The sequence below is a fragment of the Streptomyces sp. CB01249 genome, assembly GCF_001905735.1.
Lineage (GTDB): Bacteria > Actinomycetota > Actinomycetes > Streptomycetales > Streptomycetaceae > Streptomyces.
This window is the reverse complement of sequence record NZ_LISW01000005.1, coordinates 182,428-207,254: the sequence shown is the minus strand read 5'-3', so window position 1 is coordinate 207,254 and position 24,827 is coordinate 182,428. Positions and strand designations below refer to the sequence as shown.

The 24,827-nt window shown below is 72.4% G+C and carries 22 protein-coding genes; 17 read left to right on the top strand and 5 right to left on the bottom strand.

Annotated elements, in window-relative coordinates; all coding sequences use genetic code 11:
* Window positions 1–570 precede the first annotated feature (570 nt).
* The 5 genes from argC to AMK18_RS23575 are packed head-to-tail and all read left to right on the top strand — an operon-like array spanning window position 571 to window position 5,404.
* The gene (gene argC, locus AMK18_RS23595; RefSeq protein WP_026171613.1) at window positions 571–1,599 is read left to right on the top strand and encodes an N-acetyl-gamma-glutamyl-phosphate reductase; all 1,029 of its coding nucleotides are present in this window, start codon (window positions 571–573) and stop codon (window positions 1,597–1,599) included.
* A complete protein-coding gene (gene argJ, locus AMK18_RS23590) occupies window positions 1,596–2,750 on the top strand; it encodes a bifunctional glutamate N-acetyltransferase/amino-acid acetyltransferase ArgJ (protein ID WP_018103819.1) in 1,155 nt (384 codons plus the stop codon). The genes argC and argJ overlap by 4 nt, the downstream gene beginning before the upstream one ends.
* Entirely contained in the window at window positions 2,747–3,649 is a 903-nt protein-coding gene (argB, locus tag AMK18_RS23585; RefSeq protein ID WP_018103820.1) for an acetylglutamate kinase, read from the top strand. The genes argJ and argB overlap by 4 nt, the downstream gene beginning before the upstream one ends.
* On the top strand, window positions 3,646–4,857 hold the full coding sequence (locus AMK18_RS23580; protein WP_018103821.1) for an acetylornithine transaminase: 1,212 nt from the start codon (window positions 3,646–3,648) through the stop codon (window positions 4,855–4,857). Before argB ends, AMK18_RS23580 begins: the two co-directional genes overlap by 4 nt.
* Before the next feature lie 10 nt (window positions 4,858–4,867).
* Window positions 4,868–5,404, top strand: coding sequence for an arginine repressor (locus AMK18_RS23575; protein WP_018103822.1), 537 nt, complete (start codon window positions 4,868–4,870; stop codon window positions 5,402–5,404).
* A 10-nt stretch (window positions 5,405–5,414) separates the two neighbouring features.
* Here AMK18_RS23575 and AMK18_RS23570 read toward each other — a convergent pair whose 3' ends face one another.
* Both AMK18_RS23570 and AMK18_RS23565 read right to left on the bottom strand, forming a co-directional pair.
* A complete protein-coding gene (locus AMK18_RS23570; protein WP_026171614.1) occupies window positions 5,415–6,122 on the bottom strand; it encodes a L,D-transpeptidase family protein in 708 nt (235 codons plus the stop codon).
* A gap of 53 nt (window positions 6,123–6,175) precedes the next feature.
* Window positions 6,176–7,354 (bottom strand): hypothetical protein, encoded by a 1,179-nt coding sequence (locus tag AMK18_RS23565; protein WP_073864397.1) that lies wholly within the window; start codon window positions 7,352–7,354, stop codon window positions 6,176–6,178.
* Between the two features lie 130 nt (window positions 7,355–7,484).
* Here AMK18_RS23565 and argH point away from each other — a divergent pair, with 130 nt between their 5' ends.
* The 4 genes from argH to AMK18_RS23545 all read left to right on the top strand — a co-directional run bounded on the left by argH (window position 7,485) and on the right by AMK18_RS23545 (window position 12,113).
* A complete protein-coding gene (gene argH / locus AMK18_RS23560; protein WP_241836631.1) occupies window positions 7,485–8,918 on the top strand; it encodes an argininosuccinate lyase in 1,434 nt (477 codons plus the stop codon).
* A gap of 64 nt (window positions 8,919–8,982) precedes the next feature.
* Complete coding sequence (locus AMK18_RS23555; RefSeq protein ID WP_073864394.1) at window positions 8,983–9,954, top strand: aldo/keto reductase; 972 nt, start codon at window positions 8,983–8,985, stop codon at window positions 9,952–9,954.
* Between the two features lie 66 nt (window positions 9,955–10,020).
* Entirely contained in the window at window positions 10,021–10,572 is a 552-nt protein-coding gene (locus AMK18_RS23550) for a TetR/AcrR family transcriptional regulator (RefSeq protein WP_073864393.1), read from the top strand.
* Window positions 10,569–12,113 (top strand): MFS transporter, encoded by a 1,545-nt coding sequence (locus AMK18_RS23545; protein ID WP_018103828.1) that lies wholly within the window; start codon window positions 10,569–10,571, stop codon window positions 12,111–12,113. The genes AMK18_RS23550 and AMK18_RS23545 overlap by 4 nt, the downstream gene beginning before the upstream one ends.
* A gap of 59 nt (window positions 12,114–12,172) precedes the next feature.
* Here the strand turns inward: AMK18_RS23545 and AMK18_RS23540 are convergent, their stop codons facing one another.
* Complete coding sequence (locus AMK18_RS23540; RefSeq protein WP_026171616.1) at window positions 12,173–12,844, bottom strand: lysophospholipid acyltransferase family protein; 672 nt, start codon at window positions 12,842–12,844, stop codon at window positions 12,173–12,175.
* A gap of 234 nt (window positions 12,845–13,078) precedes the next feature.
* On the opposite strand from AMK18_RS23540, the gene AMK18_RS23535 reads away from it, so the two are divergent.
* Both AMK18_RS23535 and AMK18_RS23530 read left to right on the top strand, forming a co-directional pair.
* Window positions 13,079–14,254: a glycerophosphodiester phosphodiesterase gene (locus AMK18_RS23535; RefSeq protein WP_073864391.1), complete on the top strand. Its 1,176-nt coding sequence runs from the start codon at window positions 13,079–13,081 to the stop codon at window positions 14,252–14,254.
* Between the two features lie 204 nt (window positions 14,255–14,458).
* Window positions 14,459–14,965, top strand: coding sequence for a GNAT family N-acetyltransferase (locus tag AMK18_RS23530; protein ID WP_018103831.1), 507 nt, complete (start codon window positions 14,459–14,461; stop codon window positions 14,963–14,965).
* 24 nt (window positions 14,966–14,989) lie between these two features.
* On the opposite strand, the gene AMK18_RS23525 is transcribed toward AMK18_RS23530, so the two are convergent.
* Both AMK18_RS23525 and AMK18_RS23520 read right to left on the bottom strand, forming a co-directional pair.
* Window positions 14,990–15,424: a hypothetical protein gene (locus tag AMK18_RS23525; protein WP_018103832.1), complete on the bottom strand. Its 435-nt coding sequence runs from the start codon at window positions 15,422–15,424 to the stop codon at window positions 14,990–14,992.
* Window positions 15,425–15,426: 2 nt separating this feature from the next.
* On the bottom strand, window positions 15,427–15,786 hold the full coding sequence (locus AMK18_RS23520) for a hypothetical protein (protein WP_018103833.1): 360 nt from the start codon (window positions 15,784–15,786) through the stop codon (window positions 15,427–15,429).
* A 550-nt stretch (window positions 15,787–16,336) separates the two neighbouring features.
* On the opposite strand from AMK18_RS23520, the gene AMK18_RS23515 reads away from it, so the two are divergent.
* The 6 genes from AMK18_RS23515 (at window position 16,337) to cobT (ending at window position 24,622) form a co-directional block, all read left to right on the top strand.
* A complete protein-coding gene (locus AMK18_RS23515) occupies window positions 16,337–17,395 on the top strand; it encodes a methionine ABC transporter ATP-binding protein (RefSeq protein ID WP_018103834.1) in 1,059 nt (352 codons plus the stop codon).
* A complete protein-coding gene (locus tag AMK18_RS23510) occupies window positions 17,392–18,060 on the top strand; it encodes a methionine ABC transporter permease (protein WP_018103835.1) in 669 nt (222 codons plus the stop codon). The genes AMK18_RS23515 and AMK18_RS23510 overlap by 4 nt, the downstream gene beginning before the upstream one ends.
* Window positions 18,061–18,132: 72 nt before the next feature.
* A complete protein-coding gene (locus AMK18_RS23505; RefSeq protein ID WP_018103836.1) occupies window positions 18,133–18,990 on the top strand; it encodes a MetQ/NlpA family ABC transporter substrate-binding protein in 858 nt (285 codons plus the stop codon).
* Window positions 18,991–19,092: 102 nt separating this feature from the next.
* On the top strand, window positions 19,093–19,770 hold the full coding sequence (locus AMK18_RS23500; protein ID WP_073864390.1) for a GNAT family N-acetyltransferase: 678 nt from the start codon (window positions 19,093–19,095) through the stop codon (window positions 19,768–19,770).
* A gap of 108 nt (window positions 19,771–19,878) precedes the next feature.
* Window positions 19,879–21,117 (top strand): precorrin-6y C5,15-methyltransferase (decarboxylating) subunit CbiE, encoded by a 1,239-nt coding sequence (gene cbiE, locus AMK18_RS23495; protein ID WP_018103838.1) that lies wholly within the window; start codon window positions 19,879–19,881, stop codon window positions 21,115–21,117.
* 331 nt (window positions 21,118–21,448) lie between these two features.
* Window positions 21,449–24,622: a nicotinate-nucleotide--dimethylbenzimidazole phosphoribosyltransferase gene (cobT, locus tag AMK18_RS23490; protein WP_073864388.1), complete on the top strand. Its 3,174-nt coding sequence runs from the start codon at window positions 21,449–21,451 to the stop codon at window positions 24,620–24,622.
* Window positions 24,623–24,827: the final 205 nt, after the last annotated feature.

Here is a 24,827-nt window from a genome sequence, read left to right as displayed (position 1 = left end):
CGGCCTCCGCGGCGGCCTCGGCCTTCCGCCCGCACCGCGGCCGGGCTCCGCCGAGTCCGAGCCACTTCGCAGACGGCTGCGAGCGTCCAGCGGGAAGGGGCCTTCTCGATAGAAGACGGCCGGGAACCACCGACGCATGGACTTGTGCATCAACCGGTGCTTGGCACCCTGGCTCAGGCGGGCGCGCGGGCTGCGCAACAGCTACATCCCGCCGCCGATGCCTACCGCAGGCGCCAACGGGTATGGGTACCTGGGAATCCCAGCTCAGCGCGGCGGTGGCCGCGACAATGGTTCCGCTGAAACTGCCTGTCGGTGGCGCACTGTGCGTTCATCGCCGGTGTGACGGGATGACCGGCCCCTGTGCCAAGGCAGCGGGTTCGGTGTCCAGCCGATCACGTCCAGACTGGCCCGGCCGGCTAGCTACTCAGCGCTACAGGGCAAGCGTGCCAACAATCTCTCTTGGTGTGCCAATCAGGAGTCTCGGTCACAGAGTCCCGTGGCGCCTCAAGCCGTTTCTTTGCATAAAAGTGCATCACTGCGTATAGTCATGCCATCGATGAGGAGGCTTTCATGGCGGTACGCGCAGCAGTGGCAGGAGCGAGCGGATACGCGGGCGGGGAACTGCTCCGTCTGCTGCTCGCCCACCCCGAGGTGGAGATCGGCGCACTCACCGCCAACTCCAACGCGGGCCAGCCCCTCGGCGCCCTCCAACCGCACCTGCGCCCCCTGGCGGACCGCATCCTCCAGCCCACCACCGCCGACGTGCTCGCCGGGCACGACGTCGTCTTCCTGGCCCTGCCGCACGGCCAGTCCGCCGCCGTGGCCGAACAGCTCGGTGACGACGTCCTGGTGGTGGACATGGGCGCCGACTTCCGCCTCCGGGACGCCGGCGACTGGGAGAAATTCTACGGCTCGCCGCACGCCGGTACCTGGCCCTACGGCCTGCCCGAACTGCCCGGCGGCCGCGCTGCCCTCGCCGGCACCAAGCGGATCGCGGTGCCGGGGTGCTACCCGACCGCCGTGTCGCTCGCGCTCTACCCGGCGTACGCGGCCCAGCTCGCCGAGCCCGAGGCCGTGATCGTCGCCGCGTCCGGGACCTCCGGCGCCGGGAAGGCGGCCAAGCCGCACCTGCTCGGCTCCGAGGTGATGGGCAACATGTCCCCGTACGGCGTCGGCGGCGTCCACCGCCACACGCCGGAGATGATCCAGAACCTCAGCGCCGCCGCCGGTGAGCCGGTCACCGTCTCGTTCACGCCGACCCTCGCGCCCATGCCCCGCGGCATCCTCGCCACGTGCAGCGCGAAGGCGAAGCCCGGGACGAGCGCCGAGAGCGTACGCGCCGCCTACGAGAAGGCGTACGCGGACGAGCCGTTCGTGGACCTGCTGCCCGAGGGGCAGTGGCCCGCCACCGCCGCCGTGTACGGCTCCAACGCGGTGCAGGTCCAGGTCGCGTACGACGAGGCGGCCGGGCGGATCATCGTGATCAGCGCCATCGACAACCTCGCCAAGGGCACCGCGGGCGGGGCCCTGCAGTCCATGAACATCGCCCTCGGACTGCCCGAGGACACAGGTCTTTCCACGATCGGAGTCGCACCGTGAGCGTCACGGCAGCACAGGGATTCTCGGCGGCGGGCATCGCCGCCGGAATCAAGGAGAACGGCAACCCGGACCTGGCCCTCGTGGTCAACAACGGTCCGCGCCGCGCCGCCGCGGGCGTCTTCACCTCCAACCGCGTGAAGGCCGCGCCGGTCCTCTGGTCGGAGCAGGTCGTCAAGGGCGGCGAGGTCTCCGCCGTGGTCCTCAACTCCGGCGGCGCCAACGCCTGTACGGGCCCGAAGGGCTTCCAGGACACCCACGCCACCGCCGAGAAGGCGGCCGAGGTCCTCCAGGGCCACAGCGCGGGCGAGATCGCCGTCGCCTCCACCGGGCTCATCGGCATCCTGCTCCCCATGGACAAGCTGCTCCCCGGCATCGAGAAGGCCGCCGCGGCCCTCAGCGAGCACGGCGGCGAGAAGGCCGCCATCGCCATCAAGACCACCGACACCGTGCACAAGACCGCCGTCGCCGGCGGCGAGGGCTGGACCGTCGGCGGCATGGCCAAGGGCGCGGGCATGCTCGCCCCGGGCCTGGCCACCATGCTCGTCGTGCTCACCACCGACGCCGACGTGGACGCCGCCGGTCTGGACGCCGCCCTGCGCGACGCGACCCGCACCACCTTCGACCGGGTCGACTCCGACGGCTGCATGTCCACCAACGACACCGTGCTGCTGCTGGCCTCCGGCGCCAGCGGGATCGCCCCGGAGCAGAAGGAGTTCGCCGAGGCCGTCCGTACCGTCTGCGACGATCTGGCCCGGCAGCTCATCGGGGACGCCGAGGGCGCCTCCAAGGACATCCGCATCGAGGTCGTCAACGCCGCGACCGAGGACGACGCCGTCGAGGTGGGCCGCTCCATCGCCCGCAACAACCTCCTCAAGTGCGCCATCCACGGCGAGGACCCCAACTGGGGCCGGGTGCTCTCCGCCATCGGCACCACGAAGGCCGCCTTCGAGCCGGACGCGCTCAACGTCGCCATCAACGACGTCTGGGTCTGCCGGAACGGCTCGGTCGGCGAGGACCGCGACCTGGTCGACATGCGCTACCGGGAGGTCCGGATCACCGCCGACCTCGCCGCGGGCACCGAGTCCGCCGTCATCTGGGCCAACGACCTCACCGCGGACTACGTCCACGAGAACAGCGCTTACAGCTCATGACGACGGCGCGGAAGCACACCGCACTCCCGAAGGCGCAGATCCTCATCGAGGCCCTGCCCTGGCTCACCCGGCACAACGGCAAGACCGTCGTCATCAAGTTCGGCGGCAACGCCATGATCGACGAGGAGCTGAAGGCGGCCTTCGCCCAGGACGTCGTCTTCCTGCGCCACGCGGGGCTCAAGCCCGTCGTCGTGCACGGCGGCGGCCCCCAGATCAGCGCCCAGCTCGACAAGCAGGGCCTGGTCAGCGAGTTCAAGGCGGGCCTGCGCGTCACCACGCCCGAGGCGATGGACGTCGTCCGCATGGTGCTCGCCGGACAGGTCCAGCGCGAGCTGGTCGGCCTGCTCAACCAGCACGGGCCGCTCGCCGTCGGCATGACCGGCGAGGACGCCCACACCATCACCGCCATACAGCACCGGCCCACCATCGACGGCGAGCTGGTCGACATCGGCCGGGTCGGCGAGATCACCGCCATCGACACCGGCGCCATCCAGGCCCTGCTGGACGACGGCCGCATCCCGGTCATCTCCTCCATCGCCCGGTCCGCCGACGACAACCACGTCTACAACGTCAACGCCGACACCGCGGCCGCCGCACTCGCCGCCGCGCTGAACGCCGAGACGCTGATGGTCCTCACCGACGTCGAGGGCCTGTACGAGGACTGGCCCCACAGCGACGACGTGATCAGCCGGCTCACCGCCACCGAGCTGGAGAAGCTGCTGCCCGAGCTGTCCAGCGGCATGGTGCCGAAGATGCAGGGCTGCCTGCACGCCGTACGCAACGGGGTGGAGACCGCCCGCGTCATCGACGGCCGGGTCCAGCACTCGATCCTGCTGGAAATCTTCACCGACGAGGGAATCGGCACGATGGTCGTGCCCGACGCACAGGGGGAGTCATGAGCAACGCCGAGCTTTCGCAGCGCTGGCAGCACGCACTGATGGACAACTACGGCACCCCGAAGCTGTCCCTCGTGCGCGGCGAGGGCGCCCGTGTCTGGGACGCGGACGGCACCGAGTACCTCGACTTCGTCGGCGGCATCGCGGTCAACGCCCTGGGCCACGGCCACCCCGCCGTCGTGGAGGCGGTCACCGCCCAGATCTCCACCCTCGGGCACGTGTCCAACCTGTACATCGCCGAACCGCCCGTCGCGCTCGCCGAACGGCTTCTCTCGCTCTTCGGCCGCACGGGCAAGGTCTACTTCTGCAACTCGGGCGCCGAGGCCAACGAGGCCGCGTTCAAGATCGGCCGGCTGACCGGGCGCACCCACATGGTCGCCACCGACGGCGGCTTCCACGGCCGGACCATGGGCGCGCTCGCGCTCACCGGCCAGCCCAAGAAGCGCGAGGCCTTCACCCCGCTCCCCGGCGACGTCACCCATGTGCCGTACGGGGACGTGGAGGCGCTGCGCTCCGCCGTCACCACCGACACCGCGCTCCTGATCATCGAGCCCGTCCAGGGCGAGAACGGCGTCGTCGTCCCGCCCAAGGGCTATCTGGAGGCCGCCCGGGAGATCACCCGGGCCACCGGCACCCTGCTCGTCCTGGACGAGGTCCAGACGGGTATCGGCCGGTGCGGTACGTGGTTCGAGCACCAGGCCCACCAGGGCGTCGAGCCCGATGTCGTCACCCTCGCCAAGGGGCTCGGCGGCGGCCTCCCGATCGGCGCGACGGTCGCCTTCGGGGCGGCGGCCGACCTCCTCGCACCCGGCCAGCACGGCACGACGTTCGGCGGCAACCCGGTCGCCTGCGCCGCCGGTCTCGCGGTCCTGGACACCCTCGCCGCCGACGGCGCCCTCGATCAGGTGAAGCGGCTCGGCGAGCGCATCCGGGAGGGCGTGGAAGGACTGGGGCACCCCCTGGTCTCCCATGTCCGGGGCTCCGGGCTGCTGCTGGGTATCGTGCTCACCGAGCCCCTCGCGCCCCAGGCGCAGCAGGCGGCTCAGGGTGCCGGTCTCCTGGTGAACGCGCCCGCGCCCGACGTCCTGCGGCTCATGCCGCCGCTGACGATCGGCGACGCGGAGGTGGACGCGTTCCTCCGGGCGCTGCCGGGTGCCCTCGACGCGGCATACGGGGACGGACGATCCGGCGAGAAGCGCTCCGGAGAATGAGGCGACGACGATGACCGAGGCGCAGGAATCCGAGTTCGGCGGGCCTTCGGTGCCGCAGACCCGCACGGCCCGCCACCGCCGGATCGTGGACATCCTCAACCGGCAGCCGGTGCGCTCGCAGAGCCAGCTGGCCAAGCTCCTCAGCGACGACGGGCTGAGCGTCACTCAGGCGACGCTCTCCCGGGACCTGGACGAGCTGGGCGCGGTGAAGATCCGCAACACCGGCGGCGAGCTGATCTACGCGGTGCCCAGCGAGGGCGGTTTCCGCACCCCGCAGGCGCCGCTGGGCGGCTCCGCCAAGGAGGAGCGGATGCGCAGGCTCTCCGCCGAACTGCTGATCTCGGCGGAGGCCTCGGCCAACCTGGTGGTGCTGCGTACGCCGCCGGGCGCCGCGCAGTTCCTCGCCTCGGCCATCGACCAGGCCGAACTGCACGACATCCTCGGCACCATCGCGGGTGACGACACGCTCATGCTGATCAGCCGCGACCCGGCCGGCGGGCAGGCGCTCGCCGACCATCTGCTGCGGCTCGCGCAGAACGAGCGTTAGTGAAGACGCGTCAGTAGTTCGTGATCGCGGTCGCGCCGGCGACGGTGCCGATCGCGATGTGCGGGCTGCGGGCCGGGTCGGCCCAGGCCAGGATGCGGTCCATCGCGTCCGCCGGTACGGAGACGCAACCGGCGGTCGCGCCGGACCCGTTGACGTGCAGGAAGATCCCGGCGCCCCGGCCGCGTACCGGCTTGTCGTAGTTGAAGCCGATGACGAGCGCCCGGGCGTACTGCGTGGGGTACGCGGTGATCTGCTCGGACTCCGAGGCCCGGCAGTCCGAGGGCAGCGGCTCGACCCAGCGGTTGTAGGCGGCGGCCTCGTTGTCCTCGCACCACCAGGACTTGGTGGTGGCCTGCCGGTACGAGAAGCGCGTGCCCGCGGGCGCGGCCTTGACCCCGAAGGCGTACGGCAGGTCGTACAGACCGGTCGGCGTCGTGTACGTGCTCTGCTGCCGGGTGCTGCCCTCGGTGAGGCCCTTCGAGCCGAACCGGGCGGCGGCGGTCCCGGCGGCGACCCACTTCCCGTCCCGCAGGTCCCACCAGGTGAGGGTGCCGACGGTGGACGAGGTGGAGTCCGCCATGGCGGTGATCAGCTGGGTGCCGCCGCCCGTGTCGGCGAGCCGGGTCGGTAGCGGGGCGGTGGCCAGCGGCGGCCGCCCGGCCCCGACGACGGTGCCGAGGGCCAGCAGAACGGCGGCGGTTGTCACAAGTCTTCGCATGCCACGGACTCTAGGCCGTACCCGGCGGATCGGCTCAGGGTTCCGATACGGGATCAGCGCGCCGCCCGCAGCAGCCGCTGCGCCCCCACCCGCACCGCCCGGCGCGACTCCGGGCTGTCCCGCTCGCGCAGCCACTCCACCGGGAACTCGGCCGCGTGGGGGAGCAGGGCCCGGGTCGCCGCCCGGACCACGGCGGATGACGGGTCGTCCAGCAACGGCGCCAGCCCCTCCCATCGCACCGCGTCCAGCGCCCGCAGCCCGTTCACCGCCTGGGCGCGCACGGCCGGGTCCGGGTGGCGGACCAGGGCCCACAGCGTGCCCGCGTCCTCCTTCAGGTCGCCGCACTCGCCGAGCCCGGCGGCGGCGCCCGGCGCGACGGCCTCGCCCGCGCACAGCTCCCGGTACAGCGGCAGCGGGTCGGTCCCGCCCTGGCGCACCACGTACCGGGCGCAGGCCCGCACCACGCCCGAACGGTCCGTCAGATGGGCCCGCGCCTCCTCGTACCGGCCGGCGCGCCGCAGCGCGGTGACTCCGGCGGCCCGGACGCGGCCCGAGCGGCCGGTCAGCAGGATGCCGAGGACGCCGTCGTCGCGGCCCGTCCCGCGCACCGCGGCGACGGCCGCCTCCGCGCACAGGTCCTGGAGGACGGCGTCCCCCGAGCGCGCGGCGATGCGGGCCAGCCGGAGCGGCGGCAGCAGTCCGCGCTCGACGGCGACGCGATGGGCGAACCGGCGTGTCGCCCGGTCGGCGCTCTCCAGCAGCGGGTGCACGGCCTCGGCGGGGCCCTCGCGCAGCGCCCGGCCCAGCTGCTCCGCCGCGAACCCGCCCCGCTCGCGCCGGTCCAGGAGCAGGATCAGCTCCGCCTGCGCGACAAGCCCGGCGGGCGGTGCCTCCGCGAGCAGGGCCCGGGCCCGCTCACGTACCGGAGCCGCCCAGTCCGTGCACCGCACGACGAGGAGGGGCAGCAGGTCCGGGTAGCGGGACACGCGGTCGAGCGCGGCCCCCCGGATCCGGCCGTCGCGGTGGCACAGAGCGAGGGCGGTGCCGGGTTCGGTCGGCGCGGCGTCCCGGTCCGGGAGCGGCGGGACCCAGCGGTCCGCGGCGTACCAGGGCGGGTACCGCACCGCCAGATCGAGGGCCACCCAGTCCGCCGCGGAGTCCCGCCCGCCGAGCGCTTCGCGCACGGGCCGGCCCTCGGCGAGGCGCTGCGCCGCTGTCCACGCGTGGTCCATGATCCCCCCAGGTGTTCCGGAGACCGACCGTACCGGCGGCCCGGCGGTCCCGGCATCCGCTTTGACAAACCATGCAGAGCTCTGCATAGTTATGCCTATTACTGATCGTGGCACTTCCGAGGAGCACGTAGTGAGCAACGGCAACGGCAACGGCGACGTACGTCTCTGGGGCGCCCGCTTCGCCGACGGACCGGCCGAGGCGCTGGCCCGGCTGTCCGCGTCCGTCCACTTCGACTGGCGCCTCGCGCCGTACGACATCGCCGGCTCCCGTGCCCACGCCCGCGTCCTCAACAAGGCCGGTCTGCTCACCGAGGACGAGCTGAACCGGATGATCGCCGGGCTCGACCAGCTCGAAGCGGACGTGGCCGACGGCTCCTTCACCGGCACCATCGCCGACGAGGACGTCCACACCGCTCTGGAGCGCGGCCTGCTGGAGCGGCTGGGCCCCGACCTCGGCGGCAAGCTCCGCGCCGGCCGGTCCCGCAACGACCAGATCGCCACGCTCTTCCGGATGTACCTGCGCGACCACGCCCGCATCATCGGCTCCCTGGTCGCCGACCTCCAGGACGCCCTGGTCGGCCTCGCCGAGGCCCACCCGGACGTCGCCATGCCCGGCCGTACGCACCTCCAGCACGCCCAGCCGGTGCTCTTCGCCCACCATGTCCTGGCCCATGTGCAGTCCCTGTCCCGGGACGCGGAGCGGCTGCGGCAGTGGGACGAGCGGACCGCCGTCTCGCCGTACGGCTCCGGCGCGCTGGCCGGGTCCTCGCTGGGCCTCGACCCGGAGGCGGTCGCGGCCGACCTCGGCTTCGAGCGGGGCTCGGTGGGCAACTCGATCGACGGCACGGCGTCCCGGGACTTCGTCGCCGAGTTCGCGTTCGTCACCGCGATGATCGGCGTCAACCTCTCCCGGATCGCCGAGGAGATCATCATCTGGAACACGAAGGAGTTCTCCTTCGTCACCCTGCACGACGCCTTCTCGACCGGCTCCTCGATCATGCCGCAGAAGAAGAACCCGGACATCGCCGAGCTCGCCCGGGGCAAGTCGGGCCGGCTCATCGGCAACCTCACGGGCCTGATGGCCACGCTGAAGGCCCTGCCGCTCGCGTACAACCGCGACCTCCAGGAGGACAAGGAGCCGGTCTTCGACTCCTGCGACCAGCTGGAGGTCCTGCTCCCCGCCTTCACCGGCATGATGGCGACGCTCACCGTCAACCGGGAGCGCATGGAGGAGCTGGCCCCGGCCGGATTCTCGCTCGCCACCGACATCGCGGAGTGGCTGGTCAAGAAGGGCGTGCCGTTCCGCGTCGCCCACGAGGTCGCCGGTGAGTGCGTCAAGGAGTGCGAGCACCACGGCATCGAGCTGGACGAGCTGACGGACGAGCAGTTCGCGAAGATCTCCGAGCACCTGACCCCCGAGGTCCGCACCGTCCTCAACGTGGCCGGCGCCCTCGCCTCCCGCAGCGGGCGCGGCGGCACCGCACCCTCAGCCGTCGCCACCCAGCTGGCCGAGGTCAAGGCCGACCTGGCCGTGCAGCACGCCTGGGCGGACGCGCACAAGTAGTCGAAAGCGCATCGCGGGCTACGTTGAGGGTAGGCGCGTCCTGCCCGACGACGAGGAGCCCGCGATGCCGTTCGCCCGACTGTCCGAAGCGACCACCCCCACCGCCCACATCGGGCTCGGCCTGGCCGCCGTCGGCCGGCCCGGCTACATCAACCTCCACCGCGACCGCGACCTGCCCGGGGAGCGCTCGCCCGACGCCCTGCGCGACCGTACGCACGAACTCCTCGACGCCGCCTACGCGCAGGGCGTCCGCTACTTCGACGCCGCCCGCTCCTACGGGCGCGCCGAGGAGTTCCTGGCCGGCTGGCTGGCCGCGCACCCCGAGGCGGACGACGTGGTCGTCGGCAGCAAATGGGGCTACACCTACACCGCCGACTGGGGCCTCGACGCGGAGGTGCACGAGGTCAAGGACCACAGCCTCGCCGCGTTCGAGCGCCAGCGCGCCGAGACCGCCGCCCTGCTCGGTGACCGGCTCGACCTCTACCAGATCCACTCGGTGACCCCGGACAGCCCGGCGCTCGCCGACAAGGAGCTGCACGCCCGCCTCGCCGAACTGGCCGCGCAGGGCGTCAGCGTCGGCATCTCCACCAGCGGCCCCGCGCAGGCCGAGGCGATCCTCGCCGCCCTCGCCGTCACGGTCGACGGCGCCCCCCTCTTCCGTACGGTCCAGGCCACCTACAACGCACTGGAGACCTCGGCGGGACCCGCGCTTGCCGAGGCGCACGCCGCCGGGCTCACCGTCATCGTCAAGGAGGGCATGGCCAACGGCCGGCTCGCCGGTGACCAGGCGCCCGCCGTCGTGCGGGAGATCGCGGACGAGGAAGGGCTCGGGAGCGACGCGGTCGCCCTGGCCCTGGTGCTCCACCAGCCGTGGGCCGGCGTCGTGCTCTCCGGCGCGGCCACCGTCGCCCAGCTCTCCGGCAACCTCCACGCGGCCGTCCCCGTCCTCGACGAGGAACGGCGGACCAGGCTGGAGGCCCTGGTCGAGGAGCCGGAGGCGTACTGGCGGCACCGCGCCTCGCTGCCCTGGAGCTGACCGGCGGAATGGGACGCCACTCACCCGAATGAGACGTTGATGTCTCATTCGGGTTAGTGTTGTCCCATGACTCTTGATCGTGAGCAGGTGCTGCGCAGTGCCGCCGCCCTGCTGACCCGTAAATCCACCGCGACCATGGACGAGGTCGCCAAGGCGGCCGGGATCGGGCGCGCCACCCTGCACCGCCACTTCGCCGGGCGGGACGCCCTGGTCAGGGCGCTGGAGGAGTTGGGCATCCAGGAGTTCGAGGCCGCGCTCGACGCCGCCGCGATGGACGAGGGCACGAGCGAGGAGGCGCTGCGCCGGTTCGTCGTCGCCGTCGAGCCGAGCGCCGGACTGCTCTCGTTTCTCGTGACGGAGAACCAGCTCTGGGAGGACGGCGACCAGAACGCCGGCTGGGACCGGCTGGACGCCCGTGTCGCCGCCTTCTTCCGGCGCGGCCAGGAGCGCGGCGAATTCCGCATCGACCTGACCCCGGCCTGGCTGACCGAGGCGCTGTACGGGCTCATCGGCAGCGGGGCGTGGGCCGTTCAGGCGGGCCGGGTGGCCGCCCGGGACTTTCCGTACATGATCGCCGAGTTGCTGCTCGGCGGCGCACGCCGGAGCGTGGAGCAATGAGCAGCGTCGAAGAGCACCCGGAGCCCCCCGTCGATCCGTACCGCCCCGGGCGGTGGATCGCGCTGGCCGTCCTCGTCCTCGCCGTGCTGCTCGTGGCCGTCGACGCGACCGTGCTCGGCCTGGCGACCCCCTTCCTCAGCGAGGACCTGGAGCCGACCGGCACCCAGCTGCTCTGGATCGGTGACGTCTACTCCTTCGTGATCGCCGGACTCCTGGTCTCCATGGGCAGCCTCGGCGACCGCATCGGCCGCAAGAAGCTGCTGCTCTGCGGTGCCACCGCCTTCGGCGCGGTCTCGGTGCTCAACGCCTACGCGCACACGCCCGAGATGATGATCGTGGCGCGGGCCCTGCTCGGCGTCGCGGGCGCCACCCTGATGCCGTCCACCCTCGCGCTGATCCGCAACCTCTTCCACGACCCTCGCGAGCGCAGCCTCGCCATCGGCATCTGGGGCGCGATGGCCTCGGCCGGTGCCGCCGTCGGGCCCGTCGTCGGCGGATTCCTCCTCGAACACTTCTGGTGGGGCTCGGTCTTCCTGATCAACCTGCCCGTCATGGCCGTGCTCGTGGTGGTCGGCATCAAGATGATCCCGGAGTCCAAGAACCCGGCGCCCGGGCCCTGGGACCTGCCGAGCGTGGGCCTCTCGCTGGTCGGCATGATCGGGGTCGTCTACGCCATCAAGGAGATGGCCGCGCACGGCGTGGGCTGGACCCCCGCCCTGGTGGGCGTCGCCGGGCTGCTGGCGCTGATCTGGTTCGTACGCCGTCAGTTCCGGCTCCCCGCCCCGCTGCTGGACATGCGGCTCTTCCACCACCGGGGCTTCTCCGGCGCGGTCCTCGCCGACCTGCTGACCATCCTCGGCCTGTCCGGGATCGTCTTCTTCCTCTCCCAGTTCCTCCAGCTGGTCCAGGGCCGCGGCCCTCTGGAGGCCGGGCTCGCCGAACTGCCCGCCGCCATCGGCGCCGTCACCGCGGGCCTGCTGGCGGGCACGGTCGCCCGGCGGTTCACCGTACGGACCGTGGTGGCCGGCGGGCTCGGCGCGATCGGCCTGGCGCTGGCCGCGGTCGCCGCCGTCCACCGGGACACGGCCTACCCGCTGATCGGGGCGCTGCTCCTGATCGTCGGCGTGGGCGCGGGCTTCGCGTTCACCGTGACGTCGGACGTCATCCTGTCCAGCGTGCCCAAGGAGCACGCGGGCTCCGCCTCCGCGGTCTCCGAGACGGCGTACGAGCTCGGCGCGGCGCTCGGCATCGCGCTGCTCGGCTCCATCGTGACCGGCGCCTACAAGAGCTTCCAGGCCCCGCCCGGCACCCCGTCCGCCGTCTCGGACGCCGCGCACGAATCGCTGGGCGGCGCCGTGGAGTCCTCGCACCTGCTGCCGCCGCACGAGGCCCACGAGCTGGTCTCCTCGGCGCAGGACGCGTTCGTGGACGGGCTGCACCTCGCCTCCGTCGTCGGCGCGGTCGTCCTCGTGGCGACGGCCGTAGCCGCCTGGTTCCTGCTGCGCGGCCAGGAGCTGGAGGAGGGCATCGTGCACGACTGACACACGCGTGAGGGCCCGCCCCCGGACCGGGGGCGGGCCCTCACGTATGCGTCAGCGAATCAGGCGGCCTTCGCCTTGGTCGCGTACATGTCCACGTACTCCTGGCCGGACAGCCGCATCACCTCGGCCATCACGGAGTCGGTCACCGCGCGCAGCACGTAGCGGTCGCGGTCCATGCCCTCGTAGCGCGAGAACTCCATCGGCTCACCGAAGCGCACCGTCACCTTGCCCGGACGGGGCAGACCGGAGCCGCCCGGCTGGAGCTTGTCCGTGCCGATCATCGCGAACGGCACCACCGGCGCGCCCGTCATCAGCGTCAGCCGCGCGATGCCCGTACGGCCCCGGTACAGGCGGCCGTCGGGGGAGCGGGTGCCCTCGGGGTAGATCGCGAACGCCTTGCCCTCTTCGAGGATCCGGCGCCCCGTCATCAGCGCCGCGACACCGCCGCGCCCGCCGTCCCGGTCCACCGGGATCATGCCGACGCCCGTGAAGAACCAGGCCATCAGGCGGCCCTTGAGCCCCTTGCCCGTCACGTACTCGTCCTTGCCGATGAAGTAGACCGGACGGTCGCAGCAGATCGGCATGATCATCGAGTCGATGAACGTCAGGTGGTTGCCCGCCAGGATCACCGGCCCGCTGCCCGGAATGTTCTCGATGCCCTCCATCCGGGGACGGAACATCAGGCGCAGGATCGGTCCGAGCACTGCCTTGATGAGTGCGAGACGGGACAACGCTTCCTCCGGTGTAGTGGCCGGGCCGGCCGGGGCGACGGATTGTAAAGGTCCATGCAGGTGAGGACGATACTCGCGGGTACCGGCCGATCGCACATCGGGTTCACACACCGGATACGCCGTGTTGACATGTGTTCGCGCCATGTTCGTCCAGGTGCCGCCCTCAGGACCGTACCCCTGCCTACGCTCGATCCTCGCTCGACAGGTGCCGTACATCACATGCGAGGAGCATTCATGACAGAGCGTGCGCAGGCCGCGCCGGGACGCCGGACCGTCATCGGGGCGGGGGCCGCCGTCCTCGGAACCGCCGCCCTGGGCGTCACCACAACGGCGCAGGCGGCCGACCGCAACGGCGGACACGGGGACCACGGCGGCCACCGCCTCGACCTGCCCGTCCCCACGGTCATCGGCCACCGGGGCACCAGCGGCTACCGCCCCGAACACACGCTGGGCTCCTACCAGCTCGCCCTGGACATGGGCGCGCACATCATCGAGCAGGACCTCGTCCCCACCCGCGACGGCCACCTCGTCTGCCGCCACGAGAACGACATCACCGCCACCACCGACGTCTCCGCGCACCCCGAGTTCGCGAACCGCAGGACCACCAAGAGCGTCGACGGCGTCTCCCTCACCGGCTGGTTCACCGAGGACTTCACCCTCGCCGAGCTCAAGACGCTCCGCGCCAAGGAGCGCATCCCGGCCAACCGCCAGAAGAACACGCTGTACGACGGCCGCTGGGAGATCCCCACCTTCGAGGAGGTCCTGCGCTGGGCCGACCGCGAGGGCCGCCGCCGCGGCAAGCCCGTCTGGCTGTACGTCGAGACCAAGCACCCCACCTACTTCCGGGGCCTCGGGCTCGGCCTGGAGGAACCGCTCGCCAAGCTGCTGCGCCGGTACGGACGCCACCGCGCCCAGTCCCCGGTGATCCTCCAGTCGTTCGAGCCCGGCAGCGTCCAGCGGCTGGCCCGGCTCGTCGCGACCCCGCGCATCGTCCTGCTCTCCGGCACGGGCACCAAGCCCTGGGACTTCGAGGTGTCCGGCGACCCGCGCACCACGGACGACCTGGTGAAGCCGGCCGGCCTGAAGTGGATGGCCTCCTTCGCACAGGGCATCGGTCCCACCCTGGACCTGATCATCCCCAAGGACGCCGCCGGCCGGCTCACCGAGCCCACGACCCTGGTGCGCGACGCCCACGCGCAGGGCCTCGTCCTCCACCCGTACACGATGCGCAACGAGAACACCTTCCTGCCCGCCGACTTCCGGCGCGGCAGCGATCCCAACGCATACGGGGACGCGTTCGGCGCGTTCTCCGCGTACTTCGCGACCGGGATCGACGGCATCTTCTCCGACAACCCGGACACCGCCCTGCTCGCGGCGGCGGACTTCACGGCGAAGAAGGCGACGAGGTAACGCGGCGGGCCCGACTCCCCGTCAGCCCCCCGCTTCCGTCACATCGCAGGGGAGTTGGCTATGTCACAGGGGAGTTTGGGCCCCATCCGTTCCCGATGCCTTGGATGTCTGCGCAGAATGCTCGCGGCGGAGGTTGTCGCTCCTGAACCGTGGGAAAGGAGCGGGAGACAACCGGCGGATCAGGTGAGCGGGAGGCATGCGCACATGGGCATGAGCGTGACCATCTCGGCGGCGGACGTGCGGGACGCCGAAGAGATTCTGAAGCTGCAGTACCTCTGTTTCCAGAGCGAGGCGGAGTTGTACGGCAATTACCGCATCGACCCGCTCGTCCAGACCCTCGACTCGGTGCGCGCCGAGATCGCGGAGAACCTGGTCTACGTGGCGCGCCTCGGCGACGAGGTCGTCGGCTCGGTGCGGGGCTCGACCGACGAGGAGGGCACCGGCCAGATCGGCAGGCTCTGCGTCCACCCCCGCCTGCGGGGCCACGGCCTCGGCGCCCGGCTGCTGCGCGCGGCGGAGTCCGGCCTCGCCGACGAGCGCGCCGCCACCCGCTTCCGGCTGCACACCGGCCACCGCAGCGAGGGCAACCTGAGGCTCTACCAGCGCGCGGGCTACGCCGCCGTGGGCAACGCCCCGGGCAACGACGGGGTCATGATGATCCTGCTGGAGAAGGAGGCCCCGGCGCCGGCCGCGTACGTGGCAAGCGCCTAGGGGTACGGGTGCCGCGCCCCGCCGTTACGCGGTCCGGGCGCGGCGCAGCCACATCATCCCGGTCACCGGCAGGATCACCGGGATGAACAGGTAGTCCCGGCCGCAGTACGACCACACGGTCGCGTCGGCGAACGCGGACGGCTCCACCAGCGTCCACGTCCCCACGATCAGCACCCCGGCCAGCTCGGCGGCGCAGCACACCAGCGCCGTCCGGCGCGCCCGCTCACCGCCGCGCACCAGCGAGTACGTGATGAAGCCGTAGACGAGCGCGGCGACCGCCGACAGCACGTAGGCCAGGGGCGCGCGGCCGAAGTCCAGGATCATCTGGACGATCGAACGGGACGCCGCCGCCACGGTGAACACGCCGTAGAACCAGACGAGGACCCGGCCGGGACCGGTGCCGAGGTCGAAGGGCCGCTTCTCGCCGGCCGTCGCCTGCGTGGTGTCGGTGTCGGTCACGGTCAGCTTCCCCAGATGTCGTAGAGCCGTACTTCGAGGACGGCCAGGACGACCGCGCCCGCCGCCACCGTCACCGAGCCCCAGCGGGTCCGCTCGCTCAGCGACAGGAACCCCGCCGCCGGTACGGCGAGGAACGCCCCGGCGAGGTACGCGATGAAGATGGTCATGCCCTGCTCGGGCCGCTCGCCCCGGGCCAGCTGCACGATCCCCGTCACCAGCTGCGCCAGGGCCAGCAGCGAGACGACGGCCATGCCGATGAAGTGCCAGTCCTTGGTGGGCTGGTCCCGGTAGGCGGCGTATCCGCACCAGGCGGCGAGGGCGAGGGCGGCCACGGCGACCGCGACCGTCAGGGCGTCGAGCATGAGCCGAGGGTATTACGGCGCGCCGGGCCCGCCGCCCTCGCCCCCGGTTCGCCGGGGATCGTGGCCTTGACCACAGGGCGCGCTGCTCCCGGGTGCCGGGGGAGTGGCGGAGCCGGGGCCACCACGGGTGCATCACCGCAGGTCAGAGCCGTATGGCTGGAAAGTTTCGGCCGATACGAGACCGTCGCAGCACCCCATCCATGACTGTCCGCTATCCGGACAACCGGTCCGGTGGTGAACTCACGTCTGTTTTACTTGTGCCCATGACCACGACGAGCAGCCGCATCCTTGCGACCGAGGCGATCACGACGCCCGGTGCTCGTTGTATGGGTCGAATGCGCGCCTTCTGAGGGCCCACGACCGAGCCTCGCGCCCCGAAGCGAGATCCTTCCCGGCCGCCCGTACGGGCCCGGCCCGCGGTGACCGCCGCGCCCGGACGCCCCGGGAATCCGCTCGGAACGTCCGATCGAAATCGTCCGGATCACCCCCGGACGCATGCCCCGTGCCCGGCGGACACCGCGCCGCGCACTCGACAGTGACGGAAACCCCTGTGATCACCACGACGGGCCTCACGAAGGTCTACCGTTCGCGCGACCGCGAGGTCACCGCCCTGGACGGCGTCGACCTGCACGTACGCGAGGGCGAGGTGTACGGCGTCATCGGCCGCAGCGGCGCCGGCAAGTCGTCCCTCATCCGCTGCGTCAACCTCCTGGAACGCCCCACCTCCGGCACCGTGACCGTGGCCGGCCAGGACCTCACCGCCCTCGCGGGCCGGGGCCGCCGGGCCGGCAAGGAGCTGCGCGAGGCACGCAGCCGCATCGGCATGGTCTTCCAGCACTTCAACCTGCTGGCCTCCCGCACCGTGCAGCGCAACGTCGAACTCCCCCTGGAGATCCTCGGCGTCACCGGCCGCGAACGCACCCGCAAGGCCCTCGAACTCCTCGACCTGGTCGGCCTCGCCGACAAGGCCAAGTCCTACCCGGGCCAGCTCTCCGGCGGCCAGAAGCAGCGCGTCGGCATCGCCCGCGCCCTCGCCGGCGACCCCAAGGTGCTCCTGTCCGACGAGGCGACCTCCGCCCTGGACCCCGAGACCACCCGCTCCATCCTCCAGCTCCTGCGCGACCTCAACCAGCAGCTCGGGCTCACCGTCCTGCTCATCACGCACGAGATGGACGTCGTCAAGACCATCTGCGACTCCGCCGCGCTGATGCGGGGAGGCCGGGTGGTCGAGTCCGGCACCGTCGGCGAACTGCTCGCCACCCCCGGCTCCGAACTGGCCCACGAGCTGTTCCCCGTCGGCGGCACCGCCTCCGCGCCCGACCGCACCGTCGTGGACGTCACCTTCCACGGCGAGGCCGCCGCCCGCCCGGTGATCTCGCAGCTCTCCCGTACGTACAACATCGACATCTCGATCCTCGGCGCCGCCATGGACACCGTCGGCGGCCGGCAGATCGGCCGCATGCGCATCGAACTGCCCGGCCGGTTCGAGGAGAACGTCGTCCCGATCGGCTTCCTCCGCGAACAGGGCCTCCAGGCCGAGCTCGTCGATGGCGCAGACGCCGCCCCCGTGTCCGTCCCCGCACCGCTCACCAAGGAGGTGGCGAAGTGACCTGGTCCGAAATGCAGCCGCTGCTGACGCAGGGCACCGTCGACACCCTCTACATGGTGCTCTGGTCCGCCCTCGTCACCGTCCTGGTCGGACTGCCCCTCGGCGTCCTGCTCGTCCTCACCGACAAGGGCGGACTGCTCCAGAACACCCCGGTGAACAAGGTCGTCGGCGTGATCGTGAACATCGGCCGCTCGCTGCCGTTCATCATCCTGCTGATCGCCCTGATCCCGTTCACCACCTGGGTCGTCGGCACCTTCATCGGCCCCACCGCGATGATCGTGCCGCTCGCCGTCGGCGCCATCCCGTTCTTCGCCCGGCTGGTCGAGACGGCGGTGCGCGAGGTCGACCACGGGCTCGTGGAGGCCGTCCAGTCGATGGGCGGATCGATCCCGACGATCGTCCGCAAGGTGCTGCTCCCGCAGGCCCTGCCGTCCCTGGTCTCGGGGATCACCACCACCGTCATCGTGCTCATCGGCTACTCCGCGATGGCCGGCGCGGTCGGCGGCGAAGGGCTCGGCTCCAAGGCCGTCACCTACGGATTCCAGCGCTTCGACAACCGCTTCATGCTGATCACGGTCGCGCTCCTGATCGTCATCGTGACCCTCGTCCAGCTGATCGGCGACCTCGCCGGCCGCCTGCTGGCCCGCCGGGGCCGCACCTCCTGACTTCCCTTCCCCACCAAGCCCGCACTCCTTGTCCGGGCGCTCCACCATCACCACCTGAAAGAGGCACTTTTCGTGCGTACCAGCATCAAGATCACCGCCGCCGCCGCGGCCACCACCGCCCTCGCCCTCGGCCTCACCGCCTGCGGCACGGACTCCGACCCGTCCGCCAAGAGCGGCGGCAACACCGACACCTCCAAGACCCTTGTCGTCGCCGCGTCCCCGACGCCGCACGCCGACATCCTCGGCTTCGTCAAGAAGAACCTCGCCGAGAAGGCCGGGCTCAAGCTGGAGGTCAAGGAGTTCACGGACTACGTCCTGCCGAACACCGCCACCGAGACCGGCCAGGTCGACGCCAACTTCTTCCAGCACCAGCCCTACCTGGACGACTTCAACCAGAAGAACAACACCCACCTGGTCTCCGTCGGCACCGTCCACCTGGAGCCCCTCGGCCTCTACTCCAAGAAGGTCAAGAGCCTCGACGCCATCAAGGCCGGCCAGACCATCGCCGTCCCCAACGACACCACCAACGAGGGCCGCGCGCTCCAGCTGCTCGCCGAGAACGGCCTCATCACCCTCAAGTCCGGCGTCGGCACCAGCGCCAAGCTGAGCGACATCACCGACAAGAAGGGCCTGGAGTTCAAGGAGCTGGAGGCCGCCACGGTCCCGCGCGCCCTCAACGACGTGGACGCCGCCGTCATCAACGGCAACTACGCCATCGAGGCCAAGCTCAAGCCCGCGAAGGACGCCCTCGTCCTGGAGAAGGCCGACGGCAACCCGTACGCCAACATCATCGCCGTGAAGAAGGGCAACGAGAAGGACCCCCGCGTCCAGAAGCTCGTGAAGCTCCTCCACTCCGACGAGGTCAAGAAGTTCATCGAGGACACCTACCAGGGCTCGGTCGTCCCGGCCTTCGGTGACGCCAAGTCCTGACCCGTACGCGGCACTTGCGCCAGGAGCCCCGCACACCCCGCCCGGGGGGTGCGGGGCTCCGCCGTACCCACCCGGCCATGCACGCGCCCCCCGCGATGCTGCATGCTGTGCATTTACACGGTCTTCGGCATGGAGCTGCGCATGACTTCCACCTTCCCGGACATCTCCATCAGCACGGACCGGCTGGTGATGCGCCCATTCGACATGGCGGACCTCCCCGCGTACATCGAGATGATGAACGACGAACTGGTCACCGCCTGGACCGACGCCCCCCACCCCTACACCCAGGTCGACGCCGAACGGTGGGTGCGCAGAATCGCTCCGGCACACCGCACCAAGGGCGACGGGATCGCCCTGGCCGTCACCGAGTTCCTCACCCAGCGCCTCGTCGGCTCCGTACGGCTCCACAACACCGACTGGCGCACCCTGTCCACCGAGGCCGACTACATCACCGCACCCTGGGCCCGCGGCGAGGGCTACGCCACCGAGTCCGTGCTCGCCGTCGCCCAGTGGCTCTTCCGCGACCAGGGCTTCGAGCGCATCGAACTGCGCACCGCCGCCGACAACACCGCCTCCCAGCAGGTCGCCCAGAAACTCGGCTGCATCAGCGAGGGCGTCCTGCGCAACGCCCGCATAGCGCGTTCCCAGACCGAGGACGGCGGGTGGACCGACATCCGCACCGACCTCATCGTCTGGGGCCTGCTCCCCGAAGACCTCGAAGGCGTCGCCGAACAGCTCGCCGACGCCGGCGGCTACGGCACCTACAACGACTGGAACTGACCGGCGACGGGGCCCCGGTGCCCCGTGGGAGGCGACCCGGTAACCTCACCCTGCCTGCTCCCGGGCAACCCGCCCCGCCTGCGACGACTCCAGGAGAATGACACCAAGATGGCCGACCGGGTCACAGTGATCGGCTGGGACGGTTCGCCGCTGACCAGAGCGGCCACCGCAGCGCTCTCGGCCGCGACCCTGGTCGCCGGAGCCGCCCACCACCTCGCGCTGCCCGAAGTCCCCCGGAGCGCCGAACGCATCCGCCTCGGCTCCGTCGACCTCGCGGCCCGCCGCATCGCGGGCCACCGCGGCAGCGCCGTCGTCCTCGCCGACGGCGACCCCGGCTTCTTCGGCGTCGTCCGCACCCTGCGCGCCCCGCAGCACGGCCTGGAGGTCGAGGTCGTCCCGGCCGTCTCCTCCGTCGCCACCGCCTTCGCCCGCGCCGGCATGCCCTGGGAGGACGCCCAGACGGTCGTCGCCCACCCCCGCACCCTGCGCCGCGCCGTGAACGTCTGCCGCGCCCACCACAAGGTCGCCGTCCTCACCTCGCCCGGCGCCGGACCCGCCGAACTGGCCCTGCTCCTCGAAGGCGTCCACCGCACGTTCGTCATCTGCGAGGAACTGGGCACCGACCGCGAACAGGTCACCGTCGTCACCTCGGACACCGCCGCCGACCACGTCTGGCGCGACCCCAACGTCGTCATCGTCATCGGCGGCGGCCCCGAACAGCAGGCCGAGGGCGCCTGGATCGCCGGCCGCCACCCCGCCTACCCGCAGGGCGTACGGGGATGGGCCCTGCCCGCCGGCGCCTACCCGGACCCCGGCGCCCGCCCGGCGGGGGAGAGCGGCGAGGGCGAGGGCCCCGTCCTGCGCGCCGCCCAGCTCGCCCACCTCGGCCCCCGCACCGGCGACCTCGTCTGGGACATCGGCTCCGGGGGCGGCGCGCTGGCCGTCGAGGCGGCCCGCTTCGGCGCGGCGGTCCTGGCCGTGGACAGCGACCCCGACGCCTGCGCCCGCACCACGGCCGCCGCCCGCGCCTTCGGCGTCCAGCTCCAGGTGGTCGAGGGCCGCGCCCCGCACGTACTGGAACGGCTGCCCGAACCCGACGTCGTACGCATCGGAGGCGGCGGTGTCCCCGTCGCCACCGCCGTCGCGGACCGTCGCCCGGAGCGGATCGTCACACACGCCTCCACCCGCGACGAGGCCGAGGCACTGGGTGCCGCACTGGCCGGAAACGGCTACACGGTCGACTGCTCGCTCCTCCAGTCCGTCGAACTCGACACGACCGCCTGGTCGGAGCGCGAACGCACGGTCGTCTTTCTGCTTTCCGCACTTCGTTCGGACCTTGCCCCCTGACCCGTCGGCAAGCGGTGCGAGGTAGGCTGGCCGATCGTCGCACCGCTCCCGGACGTTCGTCGCTTCGTTCGTCAATGTCCGGAAAAGGGGACCGTTTTGGTCCCCGTTGTGGTACGGCAGAACCCTGGGACGCGCAACGTGGCGCAGTCCACAGCGGGCCGTGGCGAAATGAGCTGCCGCGGCGGCGAACGACCGCGAGAATGCAGGATGTCCGCGACCGATTCGTGCCGCGCGGCGCGCCCGCTCGTTCCACCGGACGAGCACCGCGTGCCGTGTCCGGGCGTCCCGGGCGAAGGGCCGAAGGAGCACTGACGATGGGCGAGGGGAACGCATGAGTGACACCGGCCGGATCCCGGGCGAGGGACTGCCGGAGAACGCGGGCACGGTGGAGCAGCCGGGCGTCCCCGCGCCTGACTCCTACACCTACCTCGAACCCTCCGCGCACACCCCCGAGGACGACGACCTCCTCCTGATGCCGAGCGCCCAGGGCGCCTGGGGCGAACCCCAGCCGACGGCACCGGCGACGGACCCCTACGCGGACCCCGCCTCGCAGGGCGCGTACCAGCCGCTCTTCCACCCCCAGCCCGCCGACCCGGCGCACGCCCAGGGGCCCGTCCAGCTCCAGGAGCAGGCCCCCGCGTACGCGATGCACCAGGCCGCCGCCGCGCCGCTGCCCGAGACCGGGCCCGGCGCGCACGAGTCCGGAGGCCGCGACTCCGGCTCCGTCGACCTCGGCGCCGTCCGCATCCCCGCCCCCGCCGCGCAGCCCCCCGCGCGCCGCCCGCTGCACCGCGGCCCGGCCTCGCCCGAGCCGTCCTACGGCGGTACGTCGGGGGCCGGCGTGGTCCGGTCCCTCGCCGACCGCGGCCCGGCCGGGGCGCCCCCCGCCCGCCACGCGGGCCCGGCCACGGCCGAACCCGAGTACTTCGACCCGCAGCCCGCGGACCAGCCCCTCCCGGGCCCCCAGCTGGGCGAGATCCCGCCGCAGACCGCCCACCAGTGGACGGCCCCGGCGGCGCCGGAGGAGCCCGTCGCGGAGCCCGCGCCCGTGGCCCCGGCGACCGAGGCACCGGCCCCCGCACCGGAACCGGCCCCCGAGGTGCAGGAGCCCGTGGCACCGGTCGCCGAGCAGCCGGTGGCGGAGCCCGAGCCGGTGGCCGTGGAGGAGCCCGCCCAGGTCGTCGCGCCGGAGCCCGTCGCCGTGGCGGAGCCCGTGGCGGCCCCCGAGGCGCAGCCCGTACCGGCCGCCGAACCGGAGCCCGTACCGGCCGCCGAGCCGGTGGCGGAGCCCGTGCAGGCGGCCGAGCCGGAGCCCGTTCCGGCCGTGGAGCCGGAGCCGGTGGCCGTGGCGGAGCCCGTACAGGCCCCTGAGCCGCAGCCCGTGGCGGTCCCCGAGCCGCAGCCGGAGCCCGTCGCCGTGGTGGAGCCCGTGGCGGTCCCCGAGCCGCAGCCCGTACCGGCCGCCGAACCGGAGCCCGTAGCGGTGGCAGAACCCGTACCGGCCCCCGAGCCGCAGCCCGTCGCGGTGGAGGAGCCCGCCCCGGCCCCCGAGGCCGCGGTCGAGCCCGCCCCGGCCCCCGAGCCGGAAGCCGCCCCCGTTCCCGAGCCGGAGGCCATCGCCCCGGTCGCCGAACAGCCGATACAGCCCGAGGCCCCCGCCGCCGCACCCGAGCCGGAGGCCGAGGCCGGCCCCGAGGTCATCGAGACCCCGGACCTGAGCGACGAGGCCGAGCCCGTACAGCAGGAGCAGGCCCCCGAGGCGGCGCCCGCCACGCCCCCCGCACCCGGCTACGACGACGCCGAGCGCGAGGCCGTCCTGCGCGTCATGCGGGAGCGCCGCGACATCCGCAACGGCTTCCGCAGCGACCCCATCCCGCACGAGGTGCTGCTGCGCGTTCTGGAGGCCGCGCACACGGCGCCCAGCGTGGGCCACTCGCAGCCCTGGGACTTCGTGGTCATCCGCTCCGCCGAGACGCGCCGCTCGATGCACGAGCTGGCGCAGCAGCAGCGGGAGGCGTACGCCAAGTCGCTGCCGAAGGCGCGGGCGAAGCAGTTCAAGGAACTGAAGATCGAGGCGATCCTCGACACCCCGGTGAACATCGTCGTGACCGCCGACCCCACGCGGGGCGGCCGCCACACGCTCGGCCGCCACACACAGCCGCAGATGGCCCCGTACTCGTCGGCGCTCGCCGTGGAGAACCTGTGGCTGGCGGCACGCGCCGAGGGCCTGGGCGTGGGCTGGGTGAGCTTCTTCGACGAGCGCGAGATGGTGCGCGCGCTCGGACTGCCGGAGCACCTGGAGATCGTGGCGTACCTCTGTGTGGGGTACGTGGACGAGTTCCCCGAGGACCCGGAGCTGATGCAGGCCGGCTGGTCGAAGCGGCGCCCGCTGTCGTGGGTCGTCCACGAGGAGACGTACGGCCGCCGCGCCCTGCCCGGCGAGGCACCGCACGATCTGCTCCAGGAGACGATCTCCAACATCCGCCCGCTGGACGCCAAGGCGCTCGGCGAGGCGTGGGAACGCCAGAAGCGGATGACGAAGCCGGCCGGTGCGCTCGGCATGCTGGAGATCATCTCGGCGCAGCTGGCCGGGCTCTCCCGGATGTGCCCGCCGCCGATCCCCGAGCCCGCCGCCGTCGCGGTGTTCGCGGGCGACCACGGGGTGCACGCGCAGGGCGTCACGGCGTGGCCCCAGGAGGTCACCGGCCAGATGATCGCCAACATGCTCGGCGGCGGCGCGGTGTGCAACGCGTTCGCGGCGCAGGTGGGCGCCGAGGTGTGCGTGGTCGACGTGGGCGCGGTCGCGGAACTGCCCCCGATGCCGGGCCTGCTGCCCCGGAAGGTACGGGCGGGCACGGCGGACTTCACCACGGGACCTGCGCTCACCCGCGAGGAGGTCCACGCGGCGATCGAGGTCGGCATCGAGACCGCCCGCGACCTGGTGGCGGCGGGCAACAAGGGCCTGCTGACCGGTGAGATGGGCATCGCGAACACGACGGCGTCGGCCGCCCTGATCTGCGTGTACACCGGCATGGACCCGGCCGAGGTGACGGGCCGGGGCACCGGCATCAACGACGAGATGCACGCCCGCAAGATCGACGTGGTGCGGCGCGCCCTGGAACTCCACCAGCCGGACCCGGCGGACCCGATCGGCGTGCTGGCGGCCGTCGGCGGCCTGGAGCACGCAGCGATGGCCGGCTTCCTGCTGGGCGGCGCGTCGCTTCGTACGCCGGTGATCCTGGACGGCGTCAGCGCGGGCGCGGCGGCCCTGGTGGCCCGCGCGATCGCCCCGGAGGCCCTGGCCGCCTGCATCGCCGGCCACCGCAGCGCGGAGCCGGGCCACGTGGCCGCGCTCAACAAGCTGGGCCTGCGCCCGCTGGTCGACCTGGACCTCCGCCTCGGCGAGGGCACGGGGGCGTTGCTGGCGCTGCCGATCGTCCAAAGTGCCGCGCGTGCGATGCACGAGGTGGCGACGTTCGACTCGGCGGGCGTGACGGAGAAGTAGCGCGGCTGGTCGCGGGGGCGCTGCCCCCGTACCCCCGCTCCTCAAACGCCGGAGGGGCTTATAGGTAGCCCCGCCGGCGTTTGAGGCGCGGGGTCCGGGGCGGAGCCCCGGTTTCGGGAAGGGGCGGGGAGGGGAACAAGGCACGCCGCAGGCGCCCCCCGCCCCGCCCACCGCACACCGTGGCCCCCGGGCCACCCCGTATCGT

Excerpts from the sequence above, each read along its gene's own strand:
- argC (WP_026171613.1), top strand. The coding sequence starts at position 571 with ATGGCGGTACGCGCAGCAGTGGCAGGAGCGAGCGGATACGCGGGCGGG.
- argB (WP_018103820.1), top strand. The coding sequence starts at position 2,747 with ATGACGACGGCGCGGAAGCACACCGCACTCCCGAAGGCGCAGATCCTC.
- AMK18_RS23580 (WP_018103821.1), top strand. The coding sequence starts at position 3,646 with ATGAGCAACGCCGAGCTTTCGCAGCGCTGGCAGCACGCACTGATGGAC.
- AMK18_RS23575 (WP_018103822.1), top strand. The coding sequence starts at position 4,868 with ATGACCGAGGCGCAGGAATCCGAGTTCGGCGGGCCTTCGGTGCCGCAG.
- AMK18_RS23570 (WP_026171614.1), bottom strand. The coding sequence starts at position 6,122 with ATGCGAAGACTTGTGACAACCGCCGCCGTTCTGCTGGCCCTCGGCACC.
- AMK18_RS23565 (WP_073864397.1), bottom strand. The coding sequence starts at position 7,354 with ATGGACCACGCGTGGACAGCGGCGCAGCGCCTCGCCGAGGGCCGGCCC.
- AMK18_RS23555 (WP_073864394.1), top strand. The coding sequence starts at position 8,983 with ATGCCGTTCGCCCGACTGTCCGAAGCGACCACCCCCACCGCCCACATC.
- AMK18_RS23550 (WP_073864393.1), top strand. The coding sequence starts at position 10,021 with ATGACTCTTGATCGTGAGCAGGTGCTGCGCAGTGCCGCCGCCCTGCTG.
- AMK18_RS23545 (WP_018103828.1), top strand. The coding sequence starts at position 10,569 with ATGAGCAGCGTCGAAGAGCACCCGGAGCCCCCCGTCGATCCGTACCGC.
- AMK18_RS23535 (WP_073864391.1), top strand. The coding sequence starts at position 13,079 with ATGACAGAGCGTGCGCAGGCCGCGCCGGGACGCCGGACCGTCATCGGG.
- AMK18_RS23530 (WP_018103831.1), top strand. The coding sequence starts at position 14,459 with ATGGGCATGAGCGTGACCATCTCGGCGGCGGACGTGCGGGACGCCGAA.
- AMK18_RS23520 (WP_018103833.1), bottom strand. The coding sequence starts at position 15,786 with ATGCTCGACGCCCTGACGGTCGCGGTCGCCGTGGCCGCCCTCGCCCTC.
- AMK18_RS23500 (WP_073864390.1), top strand. The coding sequence starts at position 19,093 with ATGCTGTGCATTTACACGGTCTTCGGCATGGAGCTGCGCATGACTTCC.
- cbiE (WP_018103838.1), top strand. The coding sequence starts at position 19,879 with ATGGCCGACCGGGTCACAGTGATCGGCTGGGACGGTTCGCCGCTGACC.
- cobT (WP_073864388.1), top strand. The coding sequence starts at position 21,449 with ATGAGTGACACCGGCCGGATCCCGGGCGAGGGACTGCCGGAGAACGCG.